The following is a 24840-nucleotide window of genomic DNA, read 5'->3' as shown; positions in this document are numbered from 1 at the left end:
AACAATGGCTTTCATAGATTTGTTAGACTAAACACACCAGGATTATTTCAGTTACATCTATAGATAACGCCAGCAGACGAGGCACTTCATGCTTACAAACACCCTACTTCTCTCGAATCAACTCCCCAGTTTACAATATTCGTCCACCACAGAACGCTTCGATGACACTTGGGAAGCCCCCCTGGCAACCCTTTTAGGACTAGGACGCGCCGCTGGGGCAGATTTTGTAGAATACTTCCTAGAACGCCGCAACTACATTAGTTGTCTAGCGGAAGATGACACCATTACTAGCATTTCCCCCAGTTTAGCTACTGGTGCAGGAGTGCGCGTATTTCGCGGTAAAGCTGACTGCTACGTTAGCACCAATAACCTCACATTTGCGGGTTTAAAAGCAGCTTTAGAAAAAGCACTTTCTATTTTGGGACTACAATTACCAGGTCCTAGTGGTTTCATTCCCGAAATCAACCTAGAATTACTCAGAGACTACGCCAGCAAACGCGGTAAAGACGGTTGGCTACCCTTATGTAGTTCTATCCGGGAAATGGGAGAAGTCCTCCTTGATGGTACAGCCCAACTGAACAAAAAAGCTACCCACGTCCAATCTCGCCGCGCTTCCTACTTCCGTGACTGGCAAGAAGTATTAGTTGCTGGCAGTGATGGTACATTTGCTCGTGATATCCGCCTTACCCAGTCCGTGGGCTTTAATCTGCTTTGTGCTGACGGTGCTAACCGTTCCTCTATTGCTGAACGGGCGGGTAATACCAGTGACGCTAACTTCCTGAGAACCTGGGATTATCAACAAGCCTCCGAACAAATCGCCGAATCTGCTGGTAAAATGCTGTACGCAGATTACGTAGAATCAGGAACTTACCCCATTATCATGGCCAATCATTTTGGCGGTGTAATTTTCCATGAAGCCTGTGGACACCTTTTAGAAACCACCCAAATTGAACACAAAACCACACCATTTGCCGATAAAAAAGGTGAAAAAATTGCCCATGAAAGCCTGACCGCTTGGGACGAAGGACGGGCAGAAAATGCCTTTGGGACTATTGACATGGACGATGAAGGAATGCCCGCTCAAAGAACATTATTAATTGAAAAAGGCATTCTCAAAAACTTCTTAGCGGATAGAACCGGTTCAGTGCGGACTGGACACCCCAGAACAGGTAGTGGCCGCCGTCAAAATTACACCTTTGCTGCCGCTAGTCGGATGCGAAATACATACATTGATTGTGGTGAACACACAACAGAAGACCTATTTGCCTCCGTTGATAAAGGCATTTATTGTAAGAAAATGGGAGGCGGTAGTGTCGGACCTACTGGTCAATTTAACTTTAGCGTTGATGAAGCTTACCTAATAGAAAATGGTAAAATCACTAAACCATTAAAAGGTGCTACCCTCATCGGTGAAGCTAAGGAAATTATGAACAAAATTTCCCTATGTTCCCAAGATTTAGAACTAGCTCCCGGCTTTTGTGGTTCAGTTAGCGGTAGCATTTACACCACAGTTGGACAACCCCATATTAAGGTTGATTCTATTACTGTTGGTGGCAGATAACTAAATTTTAGATTTTAGATTTTGGATTTTGGATTGTGAATGAGCAACAGTTTAAGACCAGAACAAAACAACTTGCATTAAGAGTCATTCGTCTAGTTGAATCATTACCGACAACTAAAACTGCTGATGTTATTGGTAAACAAGTTTTGCGCTCTGCTACTTCTGTAGGTGCTAATTATAGATCAGCTTGTCGTGCTAAGTCTACGGCTGACTTAATTGCTAAACTTAGTATTGTAGAAGAAGAAGTTGATGAAACTCTTTACTGGTTAGAACTCCTGATTGAATCAAGATTAATAACCGGAGAAAAACTTAACAATTTAATGCAAGAAACTAGCGAAATTCTGGCTATGACAGTTGCTTCAATAAAAACTCTCCTACAAAAACCCAAATCATAACATCCAAACTCCAAAATCTAATTTCTAAAACAGTTCTTTATGGAATCCAAAATCTAAAATCTAAAATCCAAAATTCATTCACCATGTCTAACATTCAACAAATCGCCACCTACGCCCAAGAAAATGCCGCCAAACTCGGCATTAAAAAATTCGATATTTACGGCTCAACTGTGGATGATACCAGCGTTCAAGTTGACCAAGGTGAACCCAAACAAGTTAAAGCTTCTAATCGTTCTGGGGTGACAGTTCGGGTCTGGAATGAAGAAAATACCATGGGTGTTACCAGCACCACAGATGTAGATGATAAGGGATTAGAATTAGCTCTAAAAACAGCTTATGAAGCCAGTTTTTTTGGTGTGAAAGAAAATATTCCTGATTTTAGTCCAGAAGCAACTATTCCCATTCCTGATAAACATCAAGAAAAAGCCCTGCAAGCACCTGTTTCTGAATTAATAGAAAAGCTATTAGTAGCAGAAAAAGAATTAATGGCAACTCATCCTGCTATTACCAGTGTGCCTTATAATGGTTTAGCACAAAGAGATATTGACAGATTTTATCTCAATAGTGAAGGTGCGTTAAGAACTGAATCTCATTCTTTAGCTTCTATTTATTTGTACAGCAAAACTGAAGAAGAAGGTAAAAAACCTCGCAGTGCCGGGGCTTATCGAGTTAAGGAAAGTGTAGCTGATTTAGATATTGCCGGTTGTATCAAAGAAACCGCCCAGAAAACTATCAGTCATTTGCATTATGAAAAAATCAAAACTGGTAAGTATCAAGTAGTTTTTTCTCCTGAAGCTTTTTTAAGTTTGTTGGGCGCTTTTTCTAATTTATTTAACGCTCAAAGTATTCTGGATAATCAAAGTTTATCAAAAGTTGATGATATCGGTAAAGCAATTGCTTCACCTTTACTGTCAGTTTATGATGATGCTTTACACCCCGCTAATATTGGTGCAGAAAGTTTTGATGGTGAAGGTACTCCTACTCGACAAATTAAGTTAATAGAAAAGGGCATTTTAACTAGCTTTTTGCATAGTGCGGGAACTGCTAAACGGTTAAATGCTCAACCTACGGGTAATGCTAGTATTGGCGCGAAAGTCAGTGTCAGTCCTAATTTTTATCACGTTTTTGCAGCAGAAAATCCTGAGCAAGAATTGAGTTTAGAAACTGCGGAAAATGTGATTTTAATTGATGATTTACAAGCTCTTCATGCGGGTGTTAAGGCTTTACAAGGTTCTTTTTCTTTACCTTTTGATGGTTGGTTAGTTAATAAAGGTGAGAAAATTAGTATTGAGTCCGCAACGGTAGCTGGTGATTTTTTGGAACTTCTCAAATCTATTGTTTATGTGGAGAAAGAGGTGGAATTAACACCAGGAGGAGTTGCTCCCAGAGTTTGGGTGAGTGAACTTTCTATTACTGGAGATTAATATCTTTTTCACTCTGTGCGTCTGCGGTTTAAAGATATTTTATCGAACCACAGAAGCACAGAGGACACGGAGGAAGAAGGTTAAGAAGGAATTTTTTTATGGTTAATTCTTTGATGTAACCAAGCTATGGCTGCTCCGGTGGTTTCTGCTAAGATGCTAATGAGCCGATAAAGAGCGATCGCACTAATTACTAAAGCCGCCGGAAAATGATATTGTAATAGTAATATGGCTATGGTTTCAAAAACGCCTAAACCACCGGGCGCTCCCGGCATAACTAATCCCATTACCCAAGCACAACTAAAAGTGCCGAATAATAAGGGTATTTGCTGCCAAGTTAAGGAATTTATCGCTAACATAGTTAAAATGAATCCAGCCCCACGCAACCCTAAAAAAACTATTTCTCCTAATAAGGGTTTCACAGGGTAGCGGTTGATTCTAAAACTATCTATTAACTGGTTTTCTAGGTGAGATTTTTTATTTTTCCACCTGTCTAAAAGTTGAATGACTGGATTTAAAAATCGAGGATGAAGTATACCCAAAACAATTATTAAACCCAATAATTGCAGCATAACTAAATTAATTTTCCAATTATTTATATTTACAACAATTTGACTAGCAAATAAAACAATAATAATTAAAGCGGCTGCTAACATTAAGAGTGGTTCTAATAAAACACTCAAAGTAGCAATATTAGTAGTAATATTAGCGTTTTTTGCTGACATAATTCGTCCATAATAATGCCAGACATTCCCAGGTAAATATTTAGCAATATTCGTTTTTAAATAAACTTGAATAAACTCCATGGAAGATACAGATTGATTTAACTCCTTTAGCACCCAAGTCCAAACCCAACCCGCCCAAATATGTGCCAATAAAGTTACACCCGTAGCAGTACCTAATATTAACCAGCCGGTGATATTAATCCGAATAGCACTAACTCCCAACCAATTATCTTTGAAGGCTTTTAATAAAAAAAACAGCGTTCCCCCTAAAATCAACCACCGGAAAATTTTTTTCATTTTTTATTTGTGAAAATTGTAAATATCGAGAATTACCTATTTTTAAAACTAGGCACAATACCCGTAATAATATATTACTCTTTTGGGGTAGGCTTCTAGCCTACCCATTTTCTATTTAATCATTTATACCTTGTTAATTTTGATATTTTAAATACCAACTTTCTAATGCCAAACGATAAATTTCTCGCCAAGGAATATTATTTTTTCCTGCTAAAACTGCACAATCTTCATATTCAGGCTGGACATTTGTAATTACCTTTTCTGTCGCTTTTTCTCTCCAGGCCACTTTTACTGATATTGTCCCATAAATAGTTTCCACTTTTTGCATTTCTCTATGTAAAATTGATCGTTGTTCAGTAGTGCGACGAATCCCTAAAGTGCTGGTTTCTCGAAATAACACCGCTTCACAATTATCTAATTTATCTGGATGACAAATCACAGTTAACAAAATTCCGGGACGAGATTTTTTCATTCCTATCGGTTGGGTAAAAACATCCAGCGCCCCAGCAGCAAATAAAGCCTCAAATAAATAACCGAATACTTGGGGATTTAAGTCATCTATTTGAGTTTTTAATACAGTAATGGTTTCCAAATTTGGGGAATGTTCCACAAAATCAGAATTATCAGTCTGTAAAGACTCACTTTCACCAAACCAAAGCCGTAGTATATTCGGAACGGGTAAATCTAGAGAACCTGCCCCTAATCCTACCTGTTTGATAGTCATTGGTGGCGGTGAACCAAAGTCCTGCACTAAAGTAGTAGTAATCGCTGCCCCCGTCGGTGTTACCAGTTCTCTATCAATACCATTGCTATAAACTGGACAACCCCGCATTTCCCACAATTTTAACACCGCTGGCACTGGTACTGCCATTCGTCCATGGGACGCATGAACAGTTCCACCCCCCGTAGGGAAAGCCGAACAGTATAGCAAGGGAAAGCCCTGCTGATTGCTGTCAATACCCAACCAATCCAATCCTAAGCAAGTACCAACAATATCCACAATCGCATCTACAGCACCTACTTCATGAAAATGAACTTTTTCCGGTGCAATGCCGTGAACAGCCCCCTCAGCTATTGCCAAACGTCGGAAAACAGCTAAACTCCAAGCTTCCACCCGCTTTGGTAACTTGCCATTGAGAATCATCTTCTCTATTTCTGGTAAATGACGGCCATGGTGATGATCATGTTTATGTTTATGATGATGGTGATGATCTAATAAATCAACATGAACTTTAGTCGCCTCTTGAGTTTGCCGGTGGACAAATTCTGCCCACAGTCGGTATTCTTGCTCAATTCCCAAACTATTGAGTTTTTCTACTAAATACTCCACAGGCACACCTAAACTGACTAACGTTCCTAAGCACATATCGCCAGCAACCCCTGTTGGACATTGAAAATAAGCAATTTTATTCATAAATTTATTAGTCCGTTGTGCGTTATCCGTTGTCAGAAGAAAGAAGGAAAACTTTTACCCATTACCCATTACCCATTACCAACCCTATTATGGCCAAAATATTCACCATTCATCCTGATAATCCTCAAAGTCGCCGAATAGAGGAAATAAAGTTGGCGCTATTAGGTGGCGCTATTATGCTCTACCCTACTGATACAGTTTATGCAATTGGTTGTGATTTGAATGCCAAGTCGGCGGTGGAAAGAGTGCGGCAAATTAAACAGTTAGCAAATGATAAACCCCTGACATTTTTATGTCCCTCACTTTCCAATGTGGCTACTTATGCCTTCGTAAGTGATACAGCCTACCGGATTATGAAGCGGTTAATACCAGGTCCCTACACATTTTTGCTCCCTGCTACCAAATTAGTACCGCGACTAGTGCAAAATCCCAAACGCAAAACCACAGGAATTAGAGTGCCAAATCATAACGTTTGCTTGGCATTACTGGCGGCCTTAGGAAACCCGATTATTTCGACTTCGGCTCAAAGCCAAAGCGTGAATGACGAAGATGAGGAAATAAATGGAGACGGAGTACAACCAATACTGTCACGGGTAGATTTATATGACCATTTAGATAAACTGGTAGATATCATCATTGATACGGCTCAAGAGCCGACATATCAAGTGTCTACCATTTTAGACTTGACCGATGAAGAACCAGTTATTATTCGCAGAGGTTTAGGTTGGGAAGCCGTAGCCACTTGGGTTTAAGGATAAAGTTTAACAAGTACAACCCTTTGTTTTGGACTCGGTTGCGCTAATTTATGATCACCTGACTCCAAGGAAATTGTCATCCTTACGGGTGCTGTAATCCTAATTGATCAAATTATGGCTACGCCACGCAGGCTATAGGCCAATTTTACCATGACTAACCTTTTGGCGATTTGTCCTCAAAGTGAATATCTATTATGCCATCTTTGATTTAGTTGCTAAAAACAAAGCGACACAATTAACAAGCCCTTAACTTGGGAAATTTCCTACAGTATCTAAATTTCAGCCGTCCAGGTGGTGAATCTTCACAGAAAGAATACTCAAAGGTTCTCACTGCCGTGACTGCTCTTAAATACTGTATCTGCATTTGAGTTAAGGTGCAATACCAATTTTACAGAAAAGTCATGAAAGCTAATATCGCCAATCTGTCTAATTCTACATCTGCTTTTAATACCTATATTTCTCTGGAAGAATTGTCTGTTGTCAACAGCGATACATTGGTGCAACTTTTATCCCAGGAAATGCAATCTCAAGTTAAAGCTACATCGATTGGTGTGCAAGATGTCGTCGGGCGCATAGCCAAGGAAGTAGAACGGATATGTGATAAAAGCTCCCGCATCCAAAATTCAGGACAAATTCAGTCTTGGCAAATTACTTTAGGAAGACATCGTTTACAAAAGTGCCTGCGTTACTACCAACTCGGTTCTAGACAAGGACGGGTGGAATTACATAGTAGTTTGGGGGCTATTGTTTATCGTCACGTTGCTGTTGCCGGCTCAGATTTAGGCTTTGACGCTCGTTACAATCTCATTGAAGATTTTTTACAGGCTTTTTATATCGAAGCTATTAAAGCTTTTCGTCGGGAAACCGAATTACCTGAAGATTACACCCCCCGGACTCAGTTACAAGTGGCCGAGTATATGGCTTTTACAGAACAGTATGCCAAACGCCGGATTAATTTACCAGGTGGAGCTAATCAACAGTTAATTGTTTTACGCGCTCAAGGTTTTGCCCGTCGTCAACCTCAAGAAACTACTGTAGATATTGAAATGGCTGTAGATTCTGCGAAAACGGAAGAAGCGGAATCTTATCAGCGTAATGTGGCTGTGCAGCAAATTCGCTCACAAATGATTGCTAAACCTGGTTTTGACCCTTCTGAGGAGTCGGAACGCAATCGAGTAATTACGGAATTAATGAAATATCTGGAGTCTCAAGGACAATCTGATTGTATGGATTATCTGACTCTTAAACTTCAGGATCTCTCTGCACCGGAAATTGACCAAATTCTCGGTTTAACTAGTCGTCAACGCGATTATTTACAACAAAGATTTAAGTATCACGTTGAGAAGTTCGCTAAACAGCACCAATGGCAATTAGTTCATCAATGGTTGGGCGCTGGTTTGGAACACAAGTTAGGTCTATCTTCTCAGCAATGGGATACTTTTTGGCATCAACTCACACCACAACAACAGCAAATTTTTGAGTTGAAAACTGCTTGTCAAAGTGATTTACTTATCTCTAAAGCTGTTCAATGTACTCCTAAACAACTCCAAAAACGCTGGACTCAAATGTTAGAACTAGCATGGTCTATTCGTAATGGTCATGCTGAACCTAAGAGCAATTAAATTTAATTCGGTAAGTTGGGTTGACGCAAGGAAACCCAACAAAATCATGTAAATGTTAAATGTCACAATGTTGGGTTTCACTTTGTTCTACCCAACCTACAATTTTATTACCACAAGTAACAAACTAGCAACTTTAGATTTTAGTAGGACTTACGCACGAGTCACGGAATAACGAACCACTCCAGGCACAGAGGTCACGGATAAATGGGGGTTTAGGGAGAGATATTTTGCGTAAGTCCTGTTTAGCTAGAAATTAATATAGTTGTTTTTCAGTACAAAGGTATCATATTATTTTTATCGTAGTTTAGAAAAATTAAAAATTCTTATGAGTTAATCACGCCTTACTACTGCTTTTATGGAATGCTATAATAGGTATGACTTTTAGTAGGGGGGTTAAGCATGACTATGACTCAGGGTAGAAAAGCAGCTAAGGCCGGCAGTGTCTTAGAGACAACTGTAGAAGGGACTTTGTTAGGTCATAAATATGCCCAGGTAGGTTCTGATTTACCAGAAAAAAAACGCCTTGAATGTCTTTTAAACTCGAATCAATTACTCAAAAGATATGCAAAGCAAGTTCATATTGGAAAAGGAATTTATGGTAGCGAAATAACTGTAGACTTTTATATTATTAATTCTACCTCAATCTCCGATGGGCTAATTATTGAATGTAAATGGCAGAATAGCAGTGGTTCAGTTGATGAAAAACTACCCTATCTCAATTTGAATATTCAAAATTGCTATCCTGTACCAGCCCTTGTATTAATTGATGGCGGTGGCATGAAGTCAGGAGCAATTAACTGGTTAAAAACACAAGTTAATACGAATAAAAATCTCCTAGGTGTTTATGATTTGAGTTCATTTATTGCCTGGGCTAACAATAATAATCTCTAATAAGAAGTTACTAATAATTCATTTATTTTTCCTCGTTTTTGACCATGAGAATTAATTGACCTTGCTGCTAATATAGTATGAATATTAAACCCAGCATAAAGCTCACGAACAAATGGACAATCAGAATTAGATAGCATAACTTTTACACCTTTATTAGCTAATTTACTAAAAATATCCCTCAGTTTTATTTGTTGATTCTCATCAAAACAAAAATTACTATAAGCTGTAAAATTGCTAGTTCTATTTAGAGGATAATAGGGGGGATCAAAATAAACAAAGTCATTACTACCAATTGGATAATTTAAAACCTCATCAAAATTCCCTTGTTTAATTTCTACATTCTTGAGTGCAAACGACGCTAATTTTAAAACTTCTTCCTGACAAATACCAGGATTTTTGTATTTCCCCACAGGAACATTAAATTTACCCTGAGAATTAACCCGATAAAGTCCATTAAAACAAGTTTTATTCAGATAAATAAACCGAGCCGCCTTTTCTAAATCTGTCCCACCATGATGATTTCTTGCATCATAATAATAATCTGAATTATGCTTAATTTGATGATATTGCAACAGAGTTATTAACTCTCCCAAATTATCTCTAACGCACCGATAAGTAAGAATTAAATCTGCATTAATATCAGTTAAAACCGCTTGAAATGGTTGCAAATAGAAAAAAACTGCTCCACCACCTAAAAATGGTTCATAGTAAGTTTCGTAATGTTTAGGAAAATAGTCTTTATATTGCGAAATTAATCTAGTTTTACCCCCAGCCCACTTTAAAAATGGCCGTGGGTAAATTTGTTGAGGAATTTGACTTACCATCTACTTACTGTTAAAATAAAAACCAAATTAATCTAAGTTATCTATTCCCTGTTCCTTCCCGCTCCCTGCTATATGATGGTTATATTGGTTATATATTATAATCAGAGTAGGTAAAGAACACAAAAACAAACTTGCATTATATCACAAGGCGGTTTAAATTCAAATGTTTGATGGATTTTGGGATAACGTCTTCCGCTACCCTCGTTACTTGGTTAGTATCGTCTTAGGTATTTTTCTCAACACTTTTGAGCCGCTGTTTCCTCTGTTGAAACGTCCTGTGACACTGATTGCTATTTTAGGCTTTTTTGCTGGTGGTCTTTTTTTCGTAACCCTTACTCTCCGGGCTATGTTGGGGTTAAATACAATCTAGACTAGGGAAAGAAAAAGTTTTAGTCTATTGGACTTTTACTCTTGATTTAATCACATCAAGCACAGTCCACTCTAACTTACATTTAGAATCATGTTATCAAAACTTTGTGAGAAGGCGGAATTTATATGGCTACAAATCGCCGCGTTTCCCGCGTTGCTGAATTAATTAAACGGGAAGTTAGCCAAATGCTACTCAACGGGATTAAAGACGACCGTGTGGGTACGGGAATGGTGAGTGTCACGGATGTGGATGTTTCTGGAGATCTGCAACACGCCACAATCTTTGTCAGTATTTATGGGACCGAGGAAGCTAAAGCGGAAACAATGGCAGGTTTAAAATCTGCTACAGGTTACGTCCGCAGTGAACTTGGGGCGAGAATTAGATTACGGCGCACTCCAGAAGTGCTATTTGTTGAAGATAGGTCTATAGAAAGAGGCACTAAGGTGCTGAGTTTATTAAACCAACTTCAGCAGCAACGGACATTGTCAAGTATAGATGAGGTGGCAGAAGAAATGGTTGAATGATTCAAAACTGACCGGAATATAGAGAAATCTTGATATTATTGGTTGTAGGACTTACGCATGAGTCACGGAATAACGAACCACTCCAGGCACAGAGGTCACGGAGAAATGGGGGTTTAGGGAGAGATATTTTGCGTAAGTCCTGGGTTGTTCTGGAGTAATTAAGATCATGCTGCGATTAATTTAGAAAAAGAAGCGGTCAGGTTGACGGTGGTAGCCTGGGGACTGGATAGTGATATTGTTAGCTTATGTTAGCTTTTTGGGATCAGATCATCTTCCCTATTTTTAAATAATTAAAGGTGTTGTAGATCCTGTATCCTGGGATAGATGTCAAATCCCATAAATACACCTAAACTAGTACAGTTAACGTTAGAACAAGTCCAGTATAGTTTTAATAGTTTTTTCATAGATTAATGTAGAAGTTGTTGAAAATGGAAATATTTAGGTTTGAATAGTAAAATTAGTTTCTTTTATCTTGGGAATATGAAATCCAAATACCATAAATGTCATATTTTCTTGACAAATTTAACATTTCTTTAGATAATTTAGAAGTGTATAGCGTCAAAATGATAATAGTTCCGTATAGCAAACTACAAAACCCTGGATACAGGTTTAATTATTGCCATCTTTGTTCCTAGTTCCTAGCGAATAATGGGAACGCTTTCTAAATGTAATTTTGTGAGTAAAAAACCATGACTGTAAATACGGTGCCTTCTATCAATTACAATTACTATTCTCTGAATGTTATCCAGGACGAAGCCCGTCGACTGGTAGAAAGGGGAATGGTTGGCCGTCAGCAACCAATATATACACTTTGCCAATTTATACCTGCTAGGGAGTGGGTTTGCGTTGAATGTGAATTAGAAAAATGTGATTTTTTACTCCGTGATCGTATCGGTGATTTAATCGGCCGCGAAGAATGGGATAACGATTAATCTAGTCTTTATTTAATAAACTGCTGTTATTTTTAACTGTACTTGTTTGTAGTTTCTGGCTACAGGCAAGTATATTTTTTGATTTTAATTTATTTACTACTGGGTATTTCTGGAAGGGTTTTCTCACGCCAAAGCGCAAAGGCGCGGAAAGGAAGAGGAAATAAATTCCGTGAACATTTTATGGTAGCAATAAATATAGTTTATGTAGGGATAGGAATAGCTGTTATCCCCACATAAACACTTTTTAACGCAGAATATAGCAATATATATGCTGCGATATGATTATTTGCGCTTGCTAGTGCTACGTCGGGCTGCGCGGGTTTCGTCTTCGAGACGACGACGGTCGCGCCAATCTGCTAATGTTAGGTAAACAACACCACCAGTGACTCCTACCAGCAGCACTACGCCAAATAAGGCTAAAATACCCAAAAATGGACTTTCCACGATTCCTCTATAGTCCGTTGCGTCCCCAAACTACCATAGAAATCGACCAAGTAAACACAACTAACAGTGATACCCAACCCAGTGTCAAAATCATAGTTCTACTTTTCAAATAATTACAAAACGTCTCTAATATTTATCATACTGGGAAAACGCGGTTGATTCATTAACTATATTCATAGCAGGTTTGGCAATATCATGGAACTAATGGCAGAACGGTTAGAATCCCTAAAAGCGGGAGTAATTGGTAGTATATCTTTAGGTTTAGCTTTCCTTAGCACTAGCTTGATTAATGTTTTATGGCTGTATAAGTATTTTTCCTTGGTTGGTTATCATACCATTAATATGGTAAGTTTACAGGTGTTATTAAGTGGTGTAATAGCAGGGTTTTCTGGGTTTCTATTTGGTGTCACCTACCGTTATATTATCCGCGTAGATACAAATCCTCACCTGAAAACTGGGGGAATTTTGGCTTTTGGTTTAGTGCGGGGATTAACTCAAATCGAAGTTGGCTGGAATATAAATAATCCGCTTTTGCCTTTTTTAATCTTAGTAGCAGAAAGTATATTGTGGTTTGCCCTGGCGGCTTTTGCTTTAGATACTGCTATTTTACGAAAATGGCTTAAACCGTTTTCATGAATTTATAAATAACATACAGCAAGTAGCTTTGAGTGAGGTACACTTTGTGCGGGCATCTTGCCCGCACCACAAAAGTTTTATCATTAATATCTGTACTTCATAATATCGGAAACTGCTGTAAAAATAATATCCCCAACTTCTTTGAGAAGTCGGGGATATATCAAGTTTAGCAAATTTTGTTCAAAACTCAAATAGGAGTCTTATATGTTATCGAAAAATTACAGAATATCCCAGAAGTGGAGAAAGCCTTGACCGGAAAATAGTTCAATTAAAGCTGCTGCTAAAAAACCAATCATTGCTAAACGGCCATTCCAGATTTCTGCTTCCGGTGTGAAACCCCAACGCCAAGCATTGCGGTCAGTAGCTACAGGTGTAGTAGCTGTTTTTGTTGCATTAGTCATGGTTAGCACTCCAATTAGGATTTACTAAGCTATATTGCTTTATGTAAATAAATATAACAAATTTATTCAAAAATGCAACATTGTATTATTGTATTAAAATTCTTCAGACAACGTGGTCGGGTTCTAAAGCGCAGGGATAAGCAGAATCCCCCGTTTCTACCTGAATAGTAGCGTGTTTGATCCCAAAATGGTGTTCAAGTTTCCGACAAACTTCCCATAAAAAAGCATCACCAGGATAGCCTTCTGGCATGACTAAATGAACCGTGAGTGCCGTTTCCGTCGTACTCATAGCCCAGATATGAAGATCGTGAATTTTTGATACTCCAGGACGTTCCATTAAGTAATTTTTCACAGCCCGCAACTCAATTCCTGCTGGTACTCCATCAAGTGCCAAATTTATAGAGTCCCTAAGTAATTGCCACGTACCAATCACGACAACGACGACAACAATTAAACTTACCAATGGGTCAAGCCACACCCAATGGGTGAATAAAATAGCAATCCCCGCTACCACCACTCCCAAGGATAGCAACGCATCCGCAGCCATGTGTAAGAATGCTCCCCGAATATTCAAGTCACTTTTGCGTCCTGACATAAACATCATTGCCGTCAAAGTATTGATGATAATTCCCACCATGGCAACACCAATAATAGTTTCACCTGATACAGAAGTAGAATCATTAAAGCGGCGGATAGCTTCCCAGCCAATAGCACCCATAGACAAAAGTAAGACCACAGCATTTGTTAAAGCGGCCAAAATTGAAGAAGCACGTAAACCATAGGTATAGCGGTGGCTGGGAGGACGACGGGACAGGGAACTTGCACCCCACGCTAGGAGGAGTCCCAATACATCACCCAGGTTGTGACCAGCATCAGCAAACAAAGCCAGAGAGTGTGCTAAATAACCATAAGTTATTTCACAGAGGACAAAACCTAAATTAAGTACAGTACCAATAGCAAAAGCACGAGTAAATGTTGCCGGAGCGTGACTGTGATGATGGTGTCCATGTCCATGGTGATGATGGTGTTCGTGGTGGTTGTCCTGTGTCATAACTGATAAATAAACAACAAAAAAACTGAAAAATTCCCAACTCTCACTCTCCGCGCCTTCTGCGCCTCTGCGTGAAATAAATCTTCATTAAACATCTACTTCCACCACAGCAATAATTTTCTCATCTCGATTGAGTTGACAAATACTTTCACCTTTAGTATCTTTGCTGAAGCTAGGAATTATATCCACAGATACCCGAATTACCCGGTCTTTATTGGTCATGAGTGCGACTTCTCTCCCTGGTTTTACTTGTACCATTGCCGCTAAATTGTCTGTTTTGTTATGAAATTTTAAAACTTGGATACCTAAATCTCCCCGATTTGCAACCCTCAACTGATTAGCAGTCGAGGATATTGCAGTGGCAAATCCTTCTTGAGTTACTAGTAATAATTTGTGATCTTGATTAAGATTGACACAACCAACCATTTGCTGATTTTTTAAAAGGCGGAATGCTTGTAATCCCATAGCAGCGCGACCCATAATCGGTAGTTGTTCATCATTAACGGGAAACCTCAACAAACGACCGCTAGAACTCGCCAAAATTATATGTTGTCCGCTAGTAATGAATTGAGTAAAAGCTAATTCATCATTATCCTTCAGCTTTAAAATTGTAATGCCTCGCCGGGAAAGATTCACAAATTCTGATAAAGATAGGCGTTTAATACGTCCTTCTTTGGTCAACAACACCATTTCCTGGGTTTCGGGTTTTTCTGGGAGCAAGAAACGGCTAATGACACCTTCTGTGTTACCTTGGGCAGTATTGGTAAGCATGGTAATTAATGGCGTTCCCCTGGCTGCACGTCCTGTAGTGACGGGAATATCTCCCACAGTAATGGGGTAAACTTTACCACTGCTGGTAAGGATTAATAAGTCTTTGTGGGTATTAGTTAATTCGGTTTGAATAATGAAATCATGGTCTAACAACCCATTCTCCCCTCTTGATTTTTTGCTACTAGGAGAAATACGGCGCACATAACCCCGTTGAGTGACTTCTAAAATCGTTTCTTCAGTGGCCAGTTTTGCCACCTCTGTTTTGATTTCTTTCTTCTCCTGACTCCCTACTCCTGTTTTACCTTTCTCTCCTGAAACAGGGTTTTCTTTAGTGTTAACTATTTTGGTGCGTCGCGGATCATTGTATTTACGTTTGAGCGATCGCAAATCCTTTTTTAAAGCTTTGAGTAATTCCTGTCTATCTTCCAGTAATTTCCGCAATACGCTAATCTCGCGGTTAAGTTGGTCAAATTCCTCTTGTAAGTTTTGTTGCTCTAAACTGGTGAGACGACGTAATGGCATGGACAGAATTGCATCCGCTTGTAAATCGCTCAAATCTAGGCGGCTACAAAGTGTCATTTTGGCTGTACTTCCGTCCGCAGCTTGCCGTAATATAGTGATGACATCATCCAAATTTGATAAAGCTTTGAGTAATCCTGAGAGGATATTAACCCGATTTTCTGCTTTTCCCAATTCATAACTGTAGCGACGGTTGAGAGTATGTTCTCGAAACTTGAGAAATTCCTGCAATAGTTGTCGTAAGCTTAATTGGCGGGGTTGTCCATCAACTAAAGCCAATAGAATCGCGCCAAAAGTCGTTTGTAAAGCCGTTTGCTGATACAGATTTTGAAGCAGTTCTTGTGAATTTGTATCGCGTTTAAGTTCAATAACTACGCGCATACCCTCCCGATCACTTTCATCTCTAATGTCAGAAATTCCCTGTAAACGACCTTGATTGACTAAATCGGCGATTTTTTCAATCCAACCAGCCTTATTAACTTGAAAAGGCAGTTCTGTAACTATTAAGGCTGTGCGACGTTTACCCCCCCTAGTGGCAGGAATTTCCTCCACTGTTACTATACCCCGCAGGACAATACCGCCCTTACCAGTGGTATAGGCTTCTTTAATTCCCCCATGATCAACAATTTCCCCACCTGTGGGAAAGTCAGGACCGGGAATTAATTGAAATAATTTTTCATCACTTAAATCAGGATTGTCAATTAAAGCAATTAAACCATCAACAATTTCCCCCAAATTATGGGGAGGGACATTTGTAGCCATTCCTACAGCAATTCCCGCACAACCATTAAGTAATAAAAATGGTAATTGAGCCGGTAGTACCGTTGGTTCTTGTTGGGAATTGTCAAAATTACCCGTAAAATCCACAGTTTCCTCAGCAATTTCCGTTAACATTCCCTCCTGTCCCACAGGAGCGAGGCGGGTTTCCGTATAACGCATGGCTGCTGGCGGGTCATTATCAACACTGCCAAAATTACCATGTCCTCCCAGTAAGGGATAACGGCTGGAAAAGTCTTGTACTAAGCGCACTAAAGCATCATAGACAGATTGATCACCATGAGGATGGTACTTACCTAGAACATCTCCCACCACACGGGCGCATTTTCGATAAGGCCTATCTGGCGTTAAACCCAGTTCGTGCATAGCATATAAAATACGTCTATGTACTGGTTTTAAGCCGTCACGGACATCTGGTAAAGCTCGCCCCACAATCACACTCATGGCATATTCTAAGTATGACCGTTGCATTTCGGTGTGCAGGGCGGTGGTGATTACCTGTCCTTTAGAGAGAAGGTTTAACTGTTTTGCCATGAAGTTTTTCCCTGAATTTTCCCTGAATTTTCACTACACAACAGTCGCTAAAAGATAACATACCCCGCAATTTACCATCACGGATTAAATAGAAATACTCACACAATCTTAATAGTCATGAAGATAAAAAGCAGTAGTATTATCCTTGATGGGATCTTTGTAGCTTATAGATTATTAAAAATACAATAGACATTGCCCAGGTGTTAACTCTATGAGTATAAAGTTTCATGAAAACAGTTCTAATTGTCGACGATGATTTAATTAATGCTCGCGTTTTTTCTAAAATTCTGACTAAACGCGGCGGTTTGAGTGTAAAACATACAGAAAATGTGGAAGAGATTCTCAAAATTGCCCTGTCAGGAGCGGCTGACTTAATTTTAATGGATGTCTCTCTGTCCCGTAGTGTATATCAAAGTAAGTCCGTTGATGGGATCAAAATTACCCAAATGTTGAAATCTGACCCACAAACGGCTAAATTACCAGTGATTTTAGTGACAGCACACGCAATGGAAGGAGATCGAGAAAATTTTTTGAAACAAAGCGGTGCTGATGGTTACATTTCTAAGCCTGTAGTTGATCATCAACAGTTTGTTGACCAAATTTTAGGACTCTTACCACAAGCATAATTAGGTCATGAGTAATTTTATCTACTCCTTACCCCCTACTCCCTGGACTTTTGTTTGATTAGGGCGTTGGCGCTTGTCTGAGCTCCTGTAATGCTGATTTAACCTCCGGTAATTCTAAGAACTTTTTGGCTTCTAAAAGTAACCGTTCACCCCAAAGATTCTCTTTGAGAAAATCTAAATCAGCATAACGGGAATCAATGCGGAGTGCAGATACTCCCATTTTTACCCCTTGCTGGATTTCCCCTTTATTGTAGGTAGCTATTGCTAAAGCTAATAAAGGTTCTGCGGCTTTTTTATCAATCTTAACTGCCGTTTGCCATTGCTGAATTGCTCCCGAAATATCCCCTTGTTGATGTTTGATTAAGCCGATATTATTAATTGCTGGCCAAAACTTTTGATCTTGTTTGACAGCCAAATTGAATTGAGCGATCGCTTCGGGTAATTTATTGAGCATATAATAAGCATTGCCCAAATCAAATAACCCTCCCGAATAATTGGGTTTTAATTTCAAACCTGCTTGATAATCAGTGATTGATCCTTGGTAATCTTTTTTTTGAAACTTGGCTGAACCCAAAGCAAACAGCACTTCAGCATTTTTGGGGTTGAGTGTTTGGGCTTTATTCAGGGTGGTAATAGCTTGATCAAATTCTTTAGTTTGTAGATACAAACTCCCTAGTAACCACCAGACTTTATCATTCTGCGGAGCCAGTTTCACCGCCAATTCGGCTCTGATTAAGGCTGGTTCAATTTGCTGAAACTGAGCTAATTGAGCCGCCTCCCGTGCAAAGTTCAAACCCTGCTTTTCCAACTGTGCGTGATCAATTTGCACTGTATGGGGTATAAACGCTTGAGCATGAGCAGAAGAGGGAATACTCCATAAACTACAAGCAACTAAAAGAGAAACTAACCGAATGTGTTTTGGCACACTACCACCTCCTAGTCCGAATATTGGCATCTTTAGGCTAATCTCACGCTACACTATCACATAGCTTAACAAAATCAGATGGATAGGCCTATTGGTCAGTTGTCAATTTAATTCCGAAATTGGCGGTTTTAGGGGTAAAATCACAATGAAAGTAGTACCTACACCCAGTGTGCTGACTACTTGAATTTGTCCTTGATGATGAGCGATAATGGCTTGAGCGATCGCTAATCCTAATCCTGAACCAGTATTTGTAGTTGAGCAGCTTTTTTCGCTTATATGTGTCCGGGCTGGATCAACTCGGTAAAAGCGGTCAAATAATTTTGGTAGTGCCTCCGTAGGAATACCAATTCCCGTATCACTAACTTTAATTTGTAAATGAGAATTGGTGCAACGCATTCCTCTAACTCGATTTATGCCTTCAATTCTTTCTAGCTCCACTTTTATTACTCCCTGTACAGGAGTATAATGCAAAGCATTACCAATCAAATTTGTAAATAATCTGACTAATTGCTCCCAATTTCCGATGAGAGTAAACCAACTTTCTTGTAATTCAGCATTAACTTCCGTCCCCGGAGAAGCGACTAAATTCAAAACCAAATTAATTTGTTTTTCCCTCGCTACAAGTTGTTGTTCTTCCACCACTTCCATTAATAAAGCATCAAGAGGACAAAGGGAAAATACATCTGTGTTAATTCCACTATCTTGTCTAGCTAAAAATAGCAAATCATTAACTAACTTCCCCATGCGTTGAGTCAGTCTTTCCATGATTTTTAATTGTTGACGATATTGAACAGTATTATTTTCTTCTTTGACTAAATCTAAATCAGCCAAAGCCACCTGGACATTAGTTTGAATTAAAGCAATAGGACTTCTTAATTCATGGGAAGCATCAGCAGTAAATTGTTTTAAACGCTGGTAAGATTCTCCCACAGGTTTCATGGCTTTACCCGACAAAAACCAACCACTAGCTGCTACTGACAATAGCATTAAACTAATTCCTAAAGCCAAATCAAAAATTAATTGTCGGCTAGGTTTTGTCACCTCAAACCAAGGATGACTTACTCGTAAATATCCTAAAACCTGTCTTCCTCTTTCTATTCTTTTGGTAACTTGTCTTAATAATTGTGCAGATTCTGCCCATCCTCCCTTGCTTGCTACTCGCACAGTTTCACCTGTATGATTAGGATGAATAGGAATATTTAATATTTCCGAAAAAGTTGACCACAATAATTCACCAGTAGGACTAAACCACTCTAAATCAATGCGATCATCTTCGGCATTTTCAGCATTATTAGGAAAACTAGATTTTACATTTACTCGCAATTGATGAGGTTGCAGGTTTATCTGTTCAATGACTAAAGAACGCTCGACAACTTCCACCACATGATATAATGTATCATCAACTCTTTCAATTAATGTACTGTGAACATATAAATATACACCACTAGCAAATAATAATAATAAAATCGCAGTTATAGCCGTGTACCAAATCGCTAACCGACGACGAGTTGCTTGAAATAAGTAAATGGACATAAAATTAATATGTAGCAATTCTATTTGAGTCATGAACGGGATTTTCTTGATACCATACAAGTTACACTCAGGATGTTATTATTTTCTGTGAATACTTGCATTCATAATGTATTTTTATACATAAAAATACCATATTAAGAACTTGCTCAAGTTTTTATATCAGGAACTGTAAAAATCTATGCAGTAGCAATTAAGATATTTATATTCATACTTCATAAACAATATCTACTTTATCTAAATGATCATGGCGAAATCAAAAAAAAATCATACCTTTATTAATCTAAGTGATCCACAATACTACATTAACCGGGAGTTAAGTTGGCTAGAATTTAATAACCGGGTGTTACATGAAGCTTGTGATCCTAGAACTCCCCTATTAGAAAGGCTGAAATTTCTGGCCATTTTTAGTTCTAACTTAGATGAGTTCTTCATGGTGCGAGTAGCAGGTTTAAAGCAACAGGTAGAAGCTACTGTTAATTTATTAACACCTGATGGACAGACACCACAAAAACAACTAGATGATATTCGTTCACATCTCAAACCCCAACTGAAAAGACACAACGTGGAATTTGAGAAAGTTCTCCGACCACTTTTAACCCAACGGGGAATTTACATTTTAGATTACATAGAATTGAATCAAAAACAGCGAAATCACTTAAATAATTATTTTCAGGAACAGGTTTTTCCCGTTCTTACTCCTCTAGCTGTTGATCCTAGTCATCCCTTTCCCCACATTTCTAATCTCAGTTTAAATTTAGCAGTGGTGGTCAAAAATCCTGAAACAGACGAGGAGTTTTTTGCTAGAGTGAAAGTTCCCAAAGTCTTACCCAGATTTTTGCCCATACCGCCAGAATTAGCAACCCAGGAAGATTATAACACTATTCACTGGACAGGAGTTCCTTTAGAACAAGCGATCGCCCATAATTTAGAATCCCTCTTTCCAGGAATGATTATTCAAGAATATCACCCTTTCCGTATTACCCGGGATGCTGACTTGGAATTGGAAGAAGACGAAGCAGATGATCTCCTCCTAGCTATTGAACAAGAACTCCGCAAACGCCGCATGGGTGGAAATACTGTCAGGTTAGAAATTCGTTCCCAAACCCCTGTATCAGTTCGTTCTCGTCTCCTCCAGGATTTAGGATTAACTGAAAGCGATGTTTACGAAGTTGATGGTCTTTTAGCACTGCGAGATCTAATGTATTTTCTCGCATTACCCCTACCAGAACTCAAAGATCCCCCGCGTCAATCTGTTGTTCCCTTCCGGTTACAAAGACTTAGAGAACCCAGTATTGATACTGATATCAACGAACCAGAAGAAGGAAAAGACTTTTTCTCCGTAATTCGAGAAAAAGATTTACTAGTGCATCATCCTTATCAATCCTTCTCCGGTACAGTGGTACGCTTTATTACTAGTGCCGCCCAAGATCCCCATGTTTTAGCCATCAAAATGACCCTTTATCGGACTTCTGGTGATTCACCTATAGTCAATGCTTTAATTACTGCGGCGGAAAATGGCAAACAAGTTTCCGTATTAGTAGAATTAAAAGCACGGTTTGATGAAGAGAATAACATTTATTGGGCCAGACGTTTAGAAAGAGTGGGTGTTCATGTTGTTTATGGTTTAGTAGGCTTAAAAACCCATAGCAAAATAGTTCTAGTAGTGCGACGGGAAAAAGATAAAATGCGTCGCTATGTACATATTGGTACTGGCAATTATAATCAGAAAACAGCACGACTCTATACAGATTTAGGCTTATTTAGTTGTCGGGAAGAATTGGGTGCAGATTTAACAGATGTATTTAATTTCTTAACAGGTTATTCTCGCCAAAAATCCTATCGAGAAATTATGGTAGCACCTGTGAATATGCGCGATCGCTTTCTCGGATTAATTCGGCGGGAAATTGCCAATGTCCAAAATGGATTTTCCGGCAGAATTGTTGCGAAAATGAATGCTCTAGTTGATCCACAAATCATTTCTACATTATACGAAGCCTCTCGTATTGGCGTACAAATTGACCTGATTATTCGCGGTATTTGTTGTTTACGTCCCGGAATACCAAATCTCAGCGAAAACATTCGTGTAATCAGCATTATTGGCCGCTTTTTAGAACACTCTCGCATATATTACTTTCACAATAATAGTCAAGAAGAAATATATATCGGTAGTGCTGATTGGATGTGTCGTAATTTAGATCGCCGCGTCGAAGTAATTACACCAATAAAAGACCAAGATATTGCCAAAGATCTACAAGAAATATTAGGAATTATGTTAGCAGATAATCGCCATGCTTGGGAACTACAACCTGATGGTAATTATATCCAAAGATGTCCCGGTGATAACTGTCCAGAAGCCAATTCCCAAAAAACTATTATGTCCATGGCATTACGTTCTACTGGTATTAATTAGAGAATATCTCAAAAAGCTATCTGCAAAGATACAGCATTTTCCGAGATTATGAAGTACAGATATAGGAATCCGGTTTGATTCTGTGAATTTACTTGTGTGGTCAGGGAACAGGGAACTCTTAACTGGGAACAGGGAACTCTTAACTGGAAGAAAGACAGAATTGATACCTACTAATTCTTGTATGGCTACGCCACGCAAGCTATCAAAAATCAAATAGGAGTCCTATATTAATAATAAAAATCTTGTGGTACGGGCATCTTGCCCGTCAAAATCGTACCTCACCCTGATGGTAATTCCCTGTCATACCCAAGGGTAACGCTATTATCAAACCAAAATCCCCTTTGGAACTCAGAAAAAATCAAGGTTTCCAAACCCACGCAAGTGGGTTTTTTCTGTTTAGGTGCGGTTTCTAACCACCAAACTAGTATTAGTGATACTAGATATCAATTTAGACTTTGCCAACTCTCCATAATAGCAAATAATTTAATTTTTCATAAAATCATGATGCGAAAAAGACATGACTAAATCTTTTTTCTGCATAAAAATATTTTTTTAATCACTAAAATTCATCCATAAGATAGAGTGAATTATTTTACTAATAATCATAAACTATAAAAGTTCATACTATTTGCGATTTTAAATTGTCAATAAATTACTAAATCAGCACAAAATTGACAACTTTTTAGCTGCGACAATCATTTCTCAAATTAGTATTAATTTACATTTATTCTTTCTCTGGAATGTTAATGTTGTCCCCTGAGTGTTCTAACTTGGATATTCTCGTAGTTGATGATCATGAACTGACTCGTTTAAGCTTACAATTAGTTTTTTCTATTCAAGAAAATATTCATGTTGTTGGTTTAGCCGCTAATGGTCAAGAAGCTATAGAAATGGTTAAATTATATCAACCTCATGTCGTTATCCTCGATTTACAAATGCCAATTATGGATGGTTGGGTAGCGTCTCATTACATTAAAGATATATCTCCAAATACTCAGATTTTAGCTTATTCATCTATAGATGAAACATCTTTTCAGCAAAACCAAACTCAGCATAAATTTGATAAAATTTGCAAAAAAGATATTCGTACAAAAGAACTCATTACCTTAGTTAAACAGTTAGGACAGCGAGTTAAGTATTTTTCCTATTCAGCAGAAAAATTTAACCCCGTCTAGTCTAGTATCAATTATAAATTATAAATTATCAATTCTGTCACTGTCAAAATTCTTGTCAAAATTCTTATCAAAATTAAATTGCGTCGGGTATATTGTTCATAACAAACACCCGACGCTAATCTTTATTATTAATTAAATCTGCTTAATTATTTCACGCATTAGGAACAGTGCGTTTAAATTCATCCAGTAGATCATCTAGTTCTTCCAATGCTTGATTAACATCAACCCTTAACGTTCCTAAATTAGGTTGTTCGAGTAAACTCAGCAACCGTTCACGTTTAGCTTGAACCGCGCTAATTCGGTCTTTAATTGTCTGAATATCCATTTTTTGCTTCCAGTCCTTAAACACTTCAAATCTAAAGTTAACGCAAAAAACAAGAATATTAATTTCTGTGTCAATTTGCCCCTAATCAGCGATGATAATAGAACTAAGAATGAAAATAAATTATACTAATCTCAAATTATGCTCGGCGGAATTTCTTTGGGAACACTTGGTTTAACAATCGGTAGTATACTCACTATTACAGGTTTTGTTGCCTATTTTGCAGATAACGCTACCCTCAATTTAGTGGGGTTTTTCTATGGTTTTCCGCTGCTATTGGGAGGTTTAGCTCTCAAAGCTAATGAACTCAAACCCATACCCTTCAGCCAAGCCACCACACCATCAATTTTAGCACTCAGAAAACAACAAGCAACTGTCACACAAACTAAAATCCGTAAAGACATCACACGCTACTGCTATGGACAAAAAGCCCATTTAGACGAAGCTCTAGCTTATCTAGGTTTAAGTCCCACGGACGATTCCAGACCAATAGTGACAGGTTTACGAGAAACCGAAATCAATGGGGCTTATACCCTAATTTTAGAATTTGATTCGCCATTAATTAGCTTTGATGCTTGGCAACAAAAGCAAGAAAAAATGACCAAATATTTCGGACCTAATGTAGAGATTAGCATGACACAGCCCAGAGAAGACTATATTGAACTGTCTTTGATGAAGCAGAAATAGTAGCAGCGGGGTTTCCCCGCTTATCTTGTTTCTTGGTATAGTATAATCATCCCTAGAAATACCCAGCAGCTACCATGAGTCAATGTCTTAATCCTACCTGTCTTCATCAAAATCCCCAGGGTACTAACTTTTGTGAAAACTGTGGGAGTAAAATCCTTTTAGATGATCGTTATCGTCCCATTAAATTTCTCGGAGAAGGTGGTTTTGGCAGAACATTTCAAGCAATAGATGAAAAAAGATTAAATACTCCCTGCGTCATTAAACAATTCTTACCCCAACAAGCTGGAAGTGCGGCTTT

General features: G+C 38.5%; 26 protein-coding genes. 15 read left to right on the top strand and 11 right to left on the bottom strand.

Features of this window, described 5'->3' with window-relative positions; genetic code table 11:
* The first annotated feature begins 88 nt into the window (after positions 1-88).
* The 3 genes from H6F39_RS12780 (at position 89) to H6F39_RS12770 (ending at position 3380) form a co-directional block, all read left to right on the top strand.
* Positions 89-1561, top strand: coding sequence for a TldD/PmbA family protein (locus H6F39_RS12780; protein WP_137908113.1), 1473 nt, complete (start codon positions 89-91; stop codon positions 1559-1561).
* A gap of 35 nt (positions 1562-1596) precedes the next feature.
* Complete coding sequence (locus H6F39_RS12775; RefSeq protein ID WP_137908112.1) at positions 1597-1956, top strand: four helix bundle protein; 360 nt, start codon at positions 1597-1599, stop codon at positions 1954-1956.
* Positions 1957-2039: 83 nt separating this feature from the next.
* On the top strand, positions 2040-3380 hold the full coding sequence (locus H6F39_RS12770) for a TldD/PmbA family protein (protein WP_137908111.1): 1341 nt from the start codon (positions 2040-2042) through the stop codon (positions 3378-3380).
* An 80-nt stretch (positions 3381-3460) separates the two neighbouring features.
* Here the strand turns inward: H6F39_RS12770 and H6F39_RS12765 are convergent, their stop codons facing one another.
* On the bottom strand, positions 3461-4399 hold the full coding sequence (locus H6F39_RS12765; protein WP_137908110.1) for a YbhN family protein: 939 nt from the start codon (positions 4397-4399) through the stop codon (positions 3461-3463).
* A gap of 133 nt (positions 4400-4532) precedes the next feature.
* Positions 4533-5813, bottom strand: a complete 1281-nt coding sequence (larC, locus tag H6F39_RS12760; RefSeq protein WP_190396815.1) for a nickel pincer cofactor biosynthesis protein LarC — start codon at positions 5811-5813, stop codon at positions 4533-4535.
* A gap of 89 nt (positions 5814-5902) precedes the next feature.
* Here larC and H6F39_RS12755 point away from each other — a divergent pair, with 89 nt between their 5' ends.
* The 3 genes from H6F39_RS12755 to H6F39_RS12745 all read left to right on the top strand — a co-directional run bounded on the left by H6F39_RS12755 (position 5903) and on the right by H6F39_RS12745 (position 9081).
* On the top strand, positions 5903-6565 hold the full coding sequence (locus H6F39_RS12755) for an L-threonylcarbamoyladenylate synthase (RefSeq protein ID WP_137908152.1): 663 nt from the start codon (positions 5903-5905) through the stop codon (positions 6563-6565).
* A 404-nt stretch (positions 6566-6969) separates the two neighbouring features.
* Positions 6970-8190, top strand: coding sequence for a HetZ-related protein (locus H6F39_RS12750; protein ID WP_137908108.1), 1221 nt, complete (start codon positions 6970-6972; stop codon positions 8188-8190).
* A 405-nt stretch (positions 8191-8595) separates the two neighbouring features.
* Positions 8596-9081, top strand: a complete 486-nt coding sequence (locus H6F39_RS12745) for a PD-(D/E)XK nuclease superfamily protein (protein ID WP_137908151.1) — start codon at positions 8596-8598, stop codon at positions 9079-9081.
* Here the strand turns inward: H6F39_RS12745 and H6F39_RS12740 are convergent.
* Entirely contained in the window at positions 9078-9905 is an 828-nt protein-coding gene (locus tag H6F39_RS12740; RefSeq protein ID WP_137908107.1) for a DNA adenine methylase, read from the bottom strand. The two genes, H6F39_RS12745 and H6F39_RS12740, sit on opposite strands and share 4 nt — an antisense overlap.
* Positions 9906-10068: 163 nt before the next feature.
* Here H6F39_RS12740 and H6F39_RS12735 point away from each other — a divergent pair, with 163 nt between their 5' ends.
* The 3 genes from H6F39_RS12735 (at position 10069) to H6F39_RS12725 (ending at position 11731) form a co-directional block, all read left to right on the top strand.
* A complete protein-coding gene (locus H6F39_RS12735) occupies positions 10069-10275 on the top strand; it encodes a DUF751 family protein (protein ID WP_137908106.1) in 207 nt (68 codons plus the stop codon).
* 125 nt (positions 10276-10400) lie between these two features.
* Positions 10401-10799 carry a 30S ribosome-binding factor RbfA gene (rbfA, locus tag H6F39_RS12730; RefSeq protein WP_137908105.1) on the top strand — a complete coding sequence of 133 codons (399 nt, stop codon included), beginning with the start codon at positions 10401-10403 and terminating at the stop codon, positions 10797-10799.
* A gap of 689 nt (positions 10800-11488) precedes the next feature.
* Complete coding sequence (locus H6F39_RS12725; RefSeq protein ID WP_028091717.1) at positions 11489-11731, top strand: DUF4327 family protein; 243 nt, start codon at positions 11489-11491, stop codon at positions 11729-11731.
* A 282-nt stretch (positions 11732-12013) separates the two neighbouring features.
* Here H6F39_RS12725 and H6F39_RS12720 read toward each other — a convergent pair whose 3' ends face one another.
* Both H6F39_RS12720 and petN read right to left on the bottom strand, forming a co-directional pair.
* A complete protein-coding gene (locus H6F39_RS12720) occupies positions 12014-12175 on the bottom strand; it encodes a hypothetical protein (RefSeq protein ID WP_190371442.1) in 162 nt (53 codons plus the stop codon).
* Between the two features lie 7 nt (positions 12176-12182).
* Complete coding sequence (gene petN / locus H6F39_RS12715; RefSeq protein WP_013189847.1) at positions 12183-12269, bottom strand: cytochrome b6-f complex subunit PetN; 87 nt, start codon at positions 12267-12269, stop codon at positions 12183-12185.
* Positions 12270-12370: 101 nt separating this feature from the next.
* On the opposite strand from petN, the gene H6F39_RS12710 reads away from it, so the two are divergent.
* A complete protein-coding gene (locus tag H6F39_RS12710) occupies positions 12371-12811 on the top strand; it encodes a hypothetical protein (protein WP_190371441.1) in 441 nt (146 codons plus the stop codon).
* A 218-nt stretch (positions 12812-13029) separates the two neighbouring features.
* Here the strand turns inward: H6F39_RS12710 and H6F39_RS12705 are convergent, their stop codons facing one another.
* The 3 genes from H6F39_RS12705 to gyrA form a co-directional block, all read right to left on the bottom strand.
* The gene (locus tag H6F39_RS12705; RefSeq protein ID WP_137908103.1) at positions 13030-13212 is read right to left on the bottom strand and encodes a chlorophyll a/b-binding protein; all 183 of its coding nucleotides are present in this window, start codon (positions 13210-13212) and stop codon (positions 13030-13032) included.
* A 103-nt stretch (positions 13213-13315) separates the two neighbouring features.
* Positions 13316-14263 carry a cation diffusion facilitator family transporter gene (locus H6F39_RS12700; RefSeq protein ID WP_137908102.1) on the bottom strand — a complete coding sequence of 316 codons (948 nt, stop codon included), beginning with the start codon at positions 14261-14263 and terminating at the stop codon, positions 13316-13318.
* A gap of 87 nt (positions 14264-14350) precedes the next feature.
* Positions 14351-16864 (bottom strand): DNA gyrase subunit A, encoded by a 2514-nt coding sequence (gyrA, locus tag H6F39_RS12695; RefSeq protein WP_137908101.1) that lies wholly within the window; start codon positions 16862-16864, stop codon positions 14351-14353.
* A 227-nt stretch (positions 16865-17091) separates the two neighbouring features.
* On the opposite strand from gyrA, the gene H6F39_RS12690 reads away from it, so the two are divergent.
* The gene (locus tag H6F39_RS12690) at positions 17092-17490 is read left to right on the top strand and encodes a response regulator (RefSeq protein WP_028082090.1); all 399 of its coding nucleotides are present in this window, start codon (positions 17092-17094) and stop codon (positions 17488-17490) included.
* A gap of 58 nt (positions 17491-17548) precedes the next feature.
* On the opposite strand, the gene H6F39_RS12685 is transcribed toward H6F39_RS12690, so the two are convergent.
* Together H6F39_RS12685 and H6F39_RS12680 are read right to left on the bottom strand one after the other, a co-directional pair.
* Positions 17549-18415, bottom strand: a complete 867-nt coding sequence (locus H6F39_RS12685) for a tetratricopeptide repeat protein (protein WP_137908150.1) — start codon at positions 18413-18415, stop codon at positions 17549-17551.
* Positions 18416-18517: 102 nt separating this feature from the next.
* Entirely contained in the window at positions 18518-19981 is a 1464-nt protein-coding gene (locus H6F39_RS12680) for a cell wall metabolism sensor histidine kinase WalK (protein ID WP_228036500.1), read from the bottom strand.
* 211 nt (positions 19982-20192) lie between these two features.
* On the opposite strand from H6F39_RS12680, the gene ppk1 reads away from it, so the two are divergent.
* A complete protein-coding gene (ppk1, locus tag H6F39_RS12675) occupies positions 20193-22358 on the top strand; it encodes a polyphosphate kinase 1 (RefSeq protein WP_137908100.1) in 2166 nt (721 codons plus the stop codon).
* A gap of 740 nt (positions 22359-23098) precedes the next feature.
* Positions 23099-23533, top strand: coding sequence for a response regulator transcription factor (locus tag H6F39_RS12670; protein ID WP_137908045.1), 435 nt, complete (start codon positions 23099-23101; stop codon positions 23531-23533).
* Between the two features lie 151 nt (positions 23534-23684).
* On the opposite strand, the gene H6F39_RS12665 is transcribed toward H6F39_RS12670, so the two are convergent.
* A complete protein-coding gene (locus tag H6F39_RS12665; RefSeq protein WP_190371439.1) occupies positions 23685-23858 on the bottom strand; it encodes a hypothetical protein in 174 nt (57 codons plus the stop codon).
* A gap of 138 nt (positions 23859-23996) precedes the next feature.
* On the opposite strand from H6F39_RS12665, the gene H6F39_RS12660 reads away from it, so the two are divergent.
* Both H6F39_RS12660 and H6F39_RS12655 read left to right on the top strand, forming a co-directional pair.
* Positions 23997-24542, top strand: coding sequence for a DUF2854 domain-containing protein (locus H6F39_RS12660; RefSeq protein ID WP_137908046.1), 546 nt, complete (start codon positions 23997-23999; stop codon positions 24540-24542).
* A gap of 74 nt (positions 24543-24616) precedes the next feature.
* A partial coding sequence (locus H6F39_RS12655) for a 4-Cys prefix domain-containing protein (protein ID WP_370539389.1) occupies positions 24617-24840 on the top strand: 224 nt, incomplete at its 3' end.

This window comes from Dolichospermum sp. FACHB-1250 (genome assembly GCF_014696335.1).
In the GTDB taxonomy this organism is placed as follows: Bacteria; Cyanobacteriota; Cyanobacteriia; order Cyanobacteriales; family Nostocaceae; genus Dolichospermum; species Dolichospermum planctonicum.
This window is presented reverse-complemented; position numbering and strand designations above follow the sequence as displayed.

Coding starts and splice junctions, on each gene's coding strand:
- H6F39_RS12755 (WP_137908152.1), top strand. CDS start 5,903: ATGGCCAAAATATTCACCATTCATCCTGATAATCCTCAAAGTCGCCGA.
- gyrA (WP_137908101.1), bottom strand. CDS start 16,864: ATGGCAAAACAGTTAAACCTTCTCTCTAAAGGACAGGTAATCACCACC.
- H6F39_RS12710 (WP_190371441.1), top strand. CDS start 12,371: ATGGAACTAATGGCAGAACGGTTAGAATCCCTAAAAGCGGGAGTAATT.
- petN (WP_013189847.1), bottom strand. CDS start 12,269: ATGATTTTGACACTGGGTTGGGTATCACTGTTAGTTGTGTTTACTTGG.
- ppk1 (WP_137908100.1), top strand. CDS start 20,193: ATGGCGAAATCAAAAAAAAATCATACCTTTATTAATCTAAGTGATCCA.
- H6F39_RS12735 (WP_137908106.1), top strand. CDS start 10,069: ATGTTTGATGGATTTTGGGATAACGTCTTCCGCTACCCTCGTTACTTG.
- H6F39_RS12665 (WP_190371439.1), bottom strand. CDS start 23,858: ATGGATATTCAGACAATTAAAGACCGAATTAGCGCGGTTCAAGCTAAA.
- H6F39_RS12690 (WP_028082090.1), top strand. CDS start 17,092: ATGAAAACAGTTCTAATTGTCGACGATGATTTAATTAATGCTCGCGTT.
- H6F39_RS12705 (WP_137908103.1), bottom strand. CDS start 13,212: ATGACTAATGCAACAAAAACAGCTACTACACCTGTAGCTACTGACCGC.
- rbfA (WP_137908105.1), top strand. CDS start 10,401: ATGGCTACAAATCGCCGCGTTTCCCGCGTTGCTGAATTAATTAAACGG.
- H6F39_RS12740 (WP_137908107.1), bottom strand. CDS start 9,905: ATGGTAAGTCAAATTCCTCAACAAATTTACCCACGGCCATTTTTAAAG.
- larC (WP_190396815.1), bottom strand. CDS start 5,813: ATGAATAAAATTGCTTATTTTCAATGTCCAACAGGGGTTGCTGGCGAT.
- H6F39_RS12770 (WP_137908111.1), top strand. CDS start 2,040: ATGTCTAACATTCAACAAATCGCCACCTACGCCCAAGAAAATGCCGCC.
- H6F39_RS12700 (WP_137908102.1), bottom strand. CDS start 14,263: ATGACACAGGACAACCACCACGAACACCATCATCACCATGGACATGGA.
- H6F39_RS12765 (WP_137908110.1), bottom strand. CDS start 4,399: ATGAAAAAAATTTTCCGGTGGTTGATTTTAGGGGGAACGCTGTTTTTT.
- H6F39_RS12670 (WP_137908045.1), top strand. CDS start 23,099: ATGTTAATGTTGTCCCCTGAGTGTTCTAACTTGGATATTCTCGTAGTT.
- H6F39_RS12660 (WP_137908046.1), top strand. CDS start 23,997: ATGCTCGGCGGAATTTCTTTGGGAACACTTGGTTTAACAATCGGTAGT.
- H6F39_RS12725 (WP_028091717.1), top strand. CDS start 11,489: ATGACTGTAAATACGGTGCCTTCTATCAATTACAATTACTATTCTCTG.
- H6F39_RS12780 (WP_137908113.1), top strand. CDS start 89: ATGCTTACAAACACCCTACTTCTCTCGAATCAACTCCCCAGTTTACAA.
- H6F39_RS12680 (WP_228036500.1), bottom strand. CDS start 19,981: ATGACTCAAATAGAATTGCTACATATTAATTTTATGTCCATTTACTTA.
- H6F39_RS12745 (WP_137908151.1), top strand. CDS start 8,596: ATGACTCAGGGTAGAAAAGCAGCTAAGGCCGGCAGTGTCTTAGAGACA.
- H6F39_RS12750 (WP_137908108.1), top strand. CDS start 6,970: ATGAAAGCTAATATCGCCAATCTGTCTAATTCTACATCTGCTTTTAAT.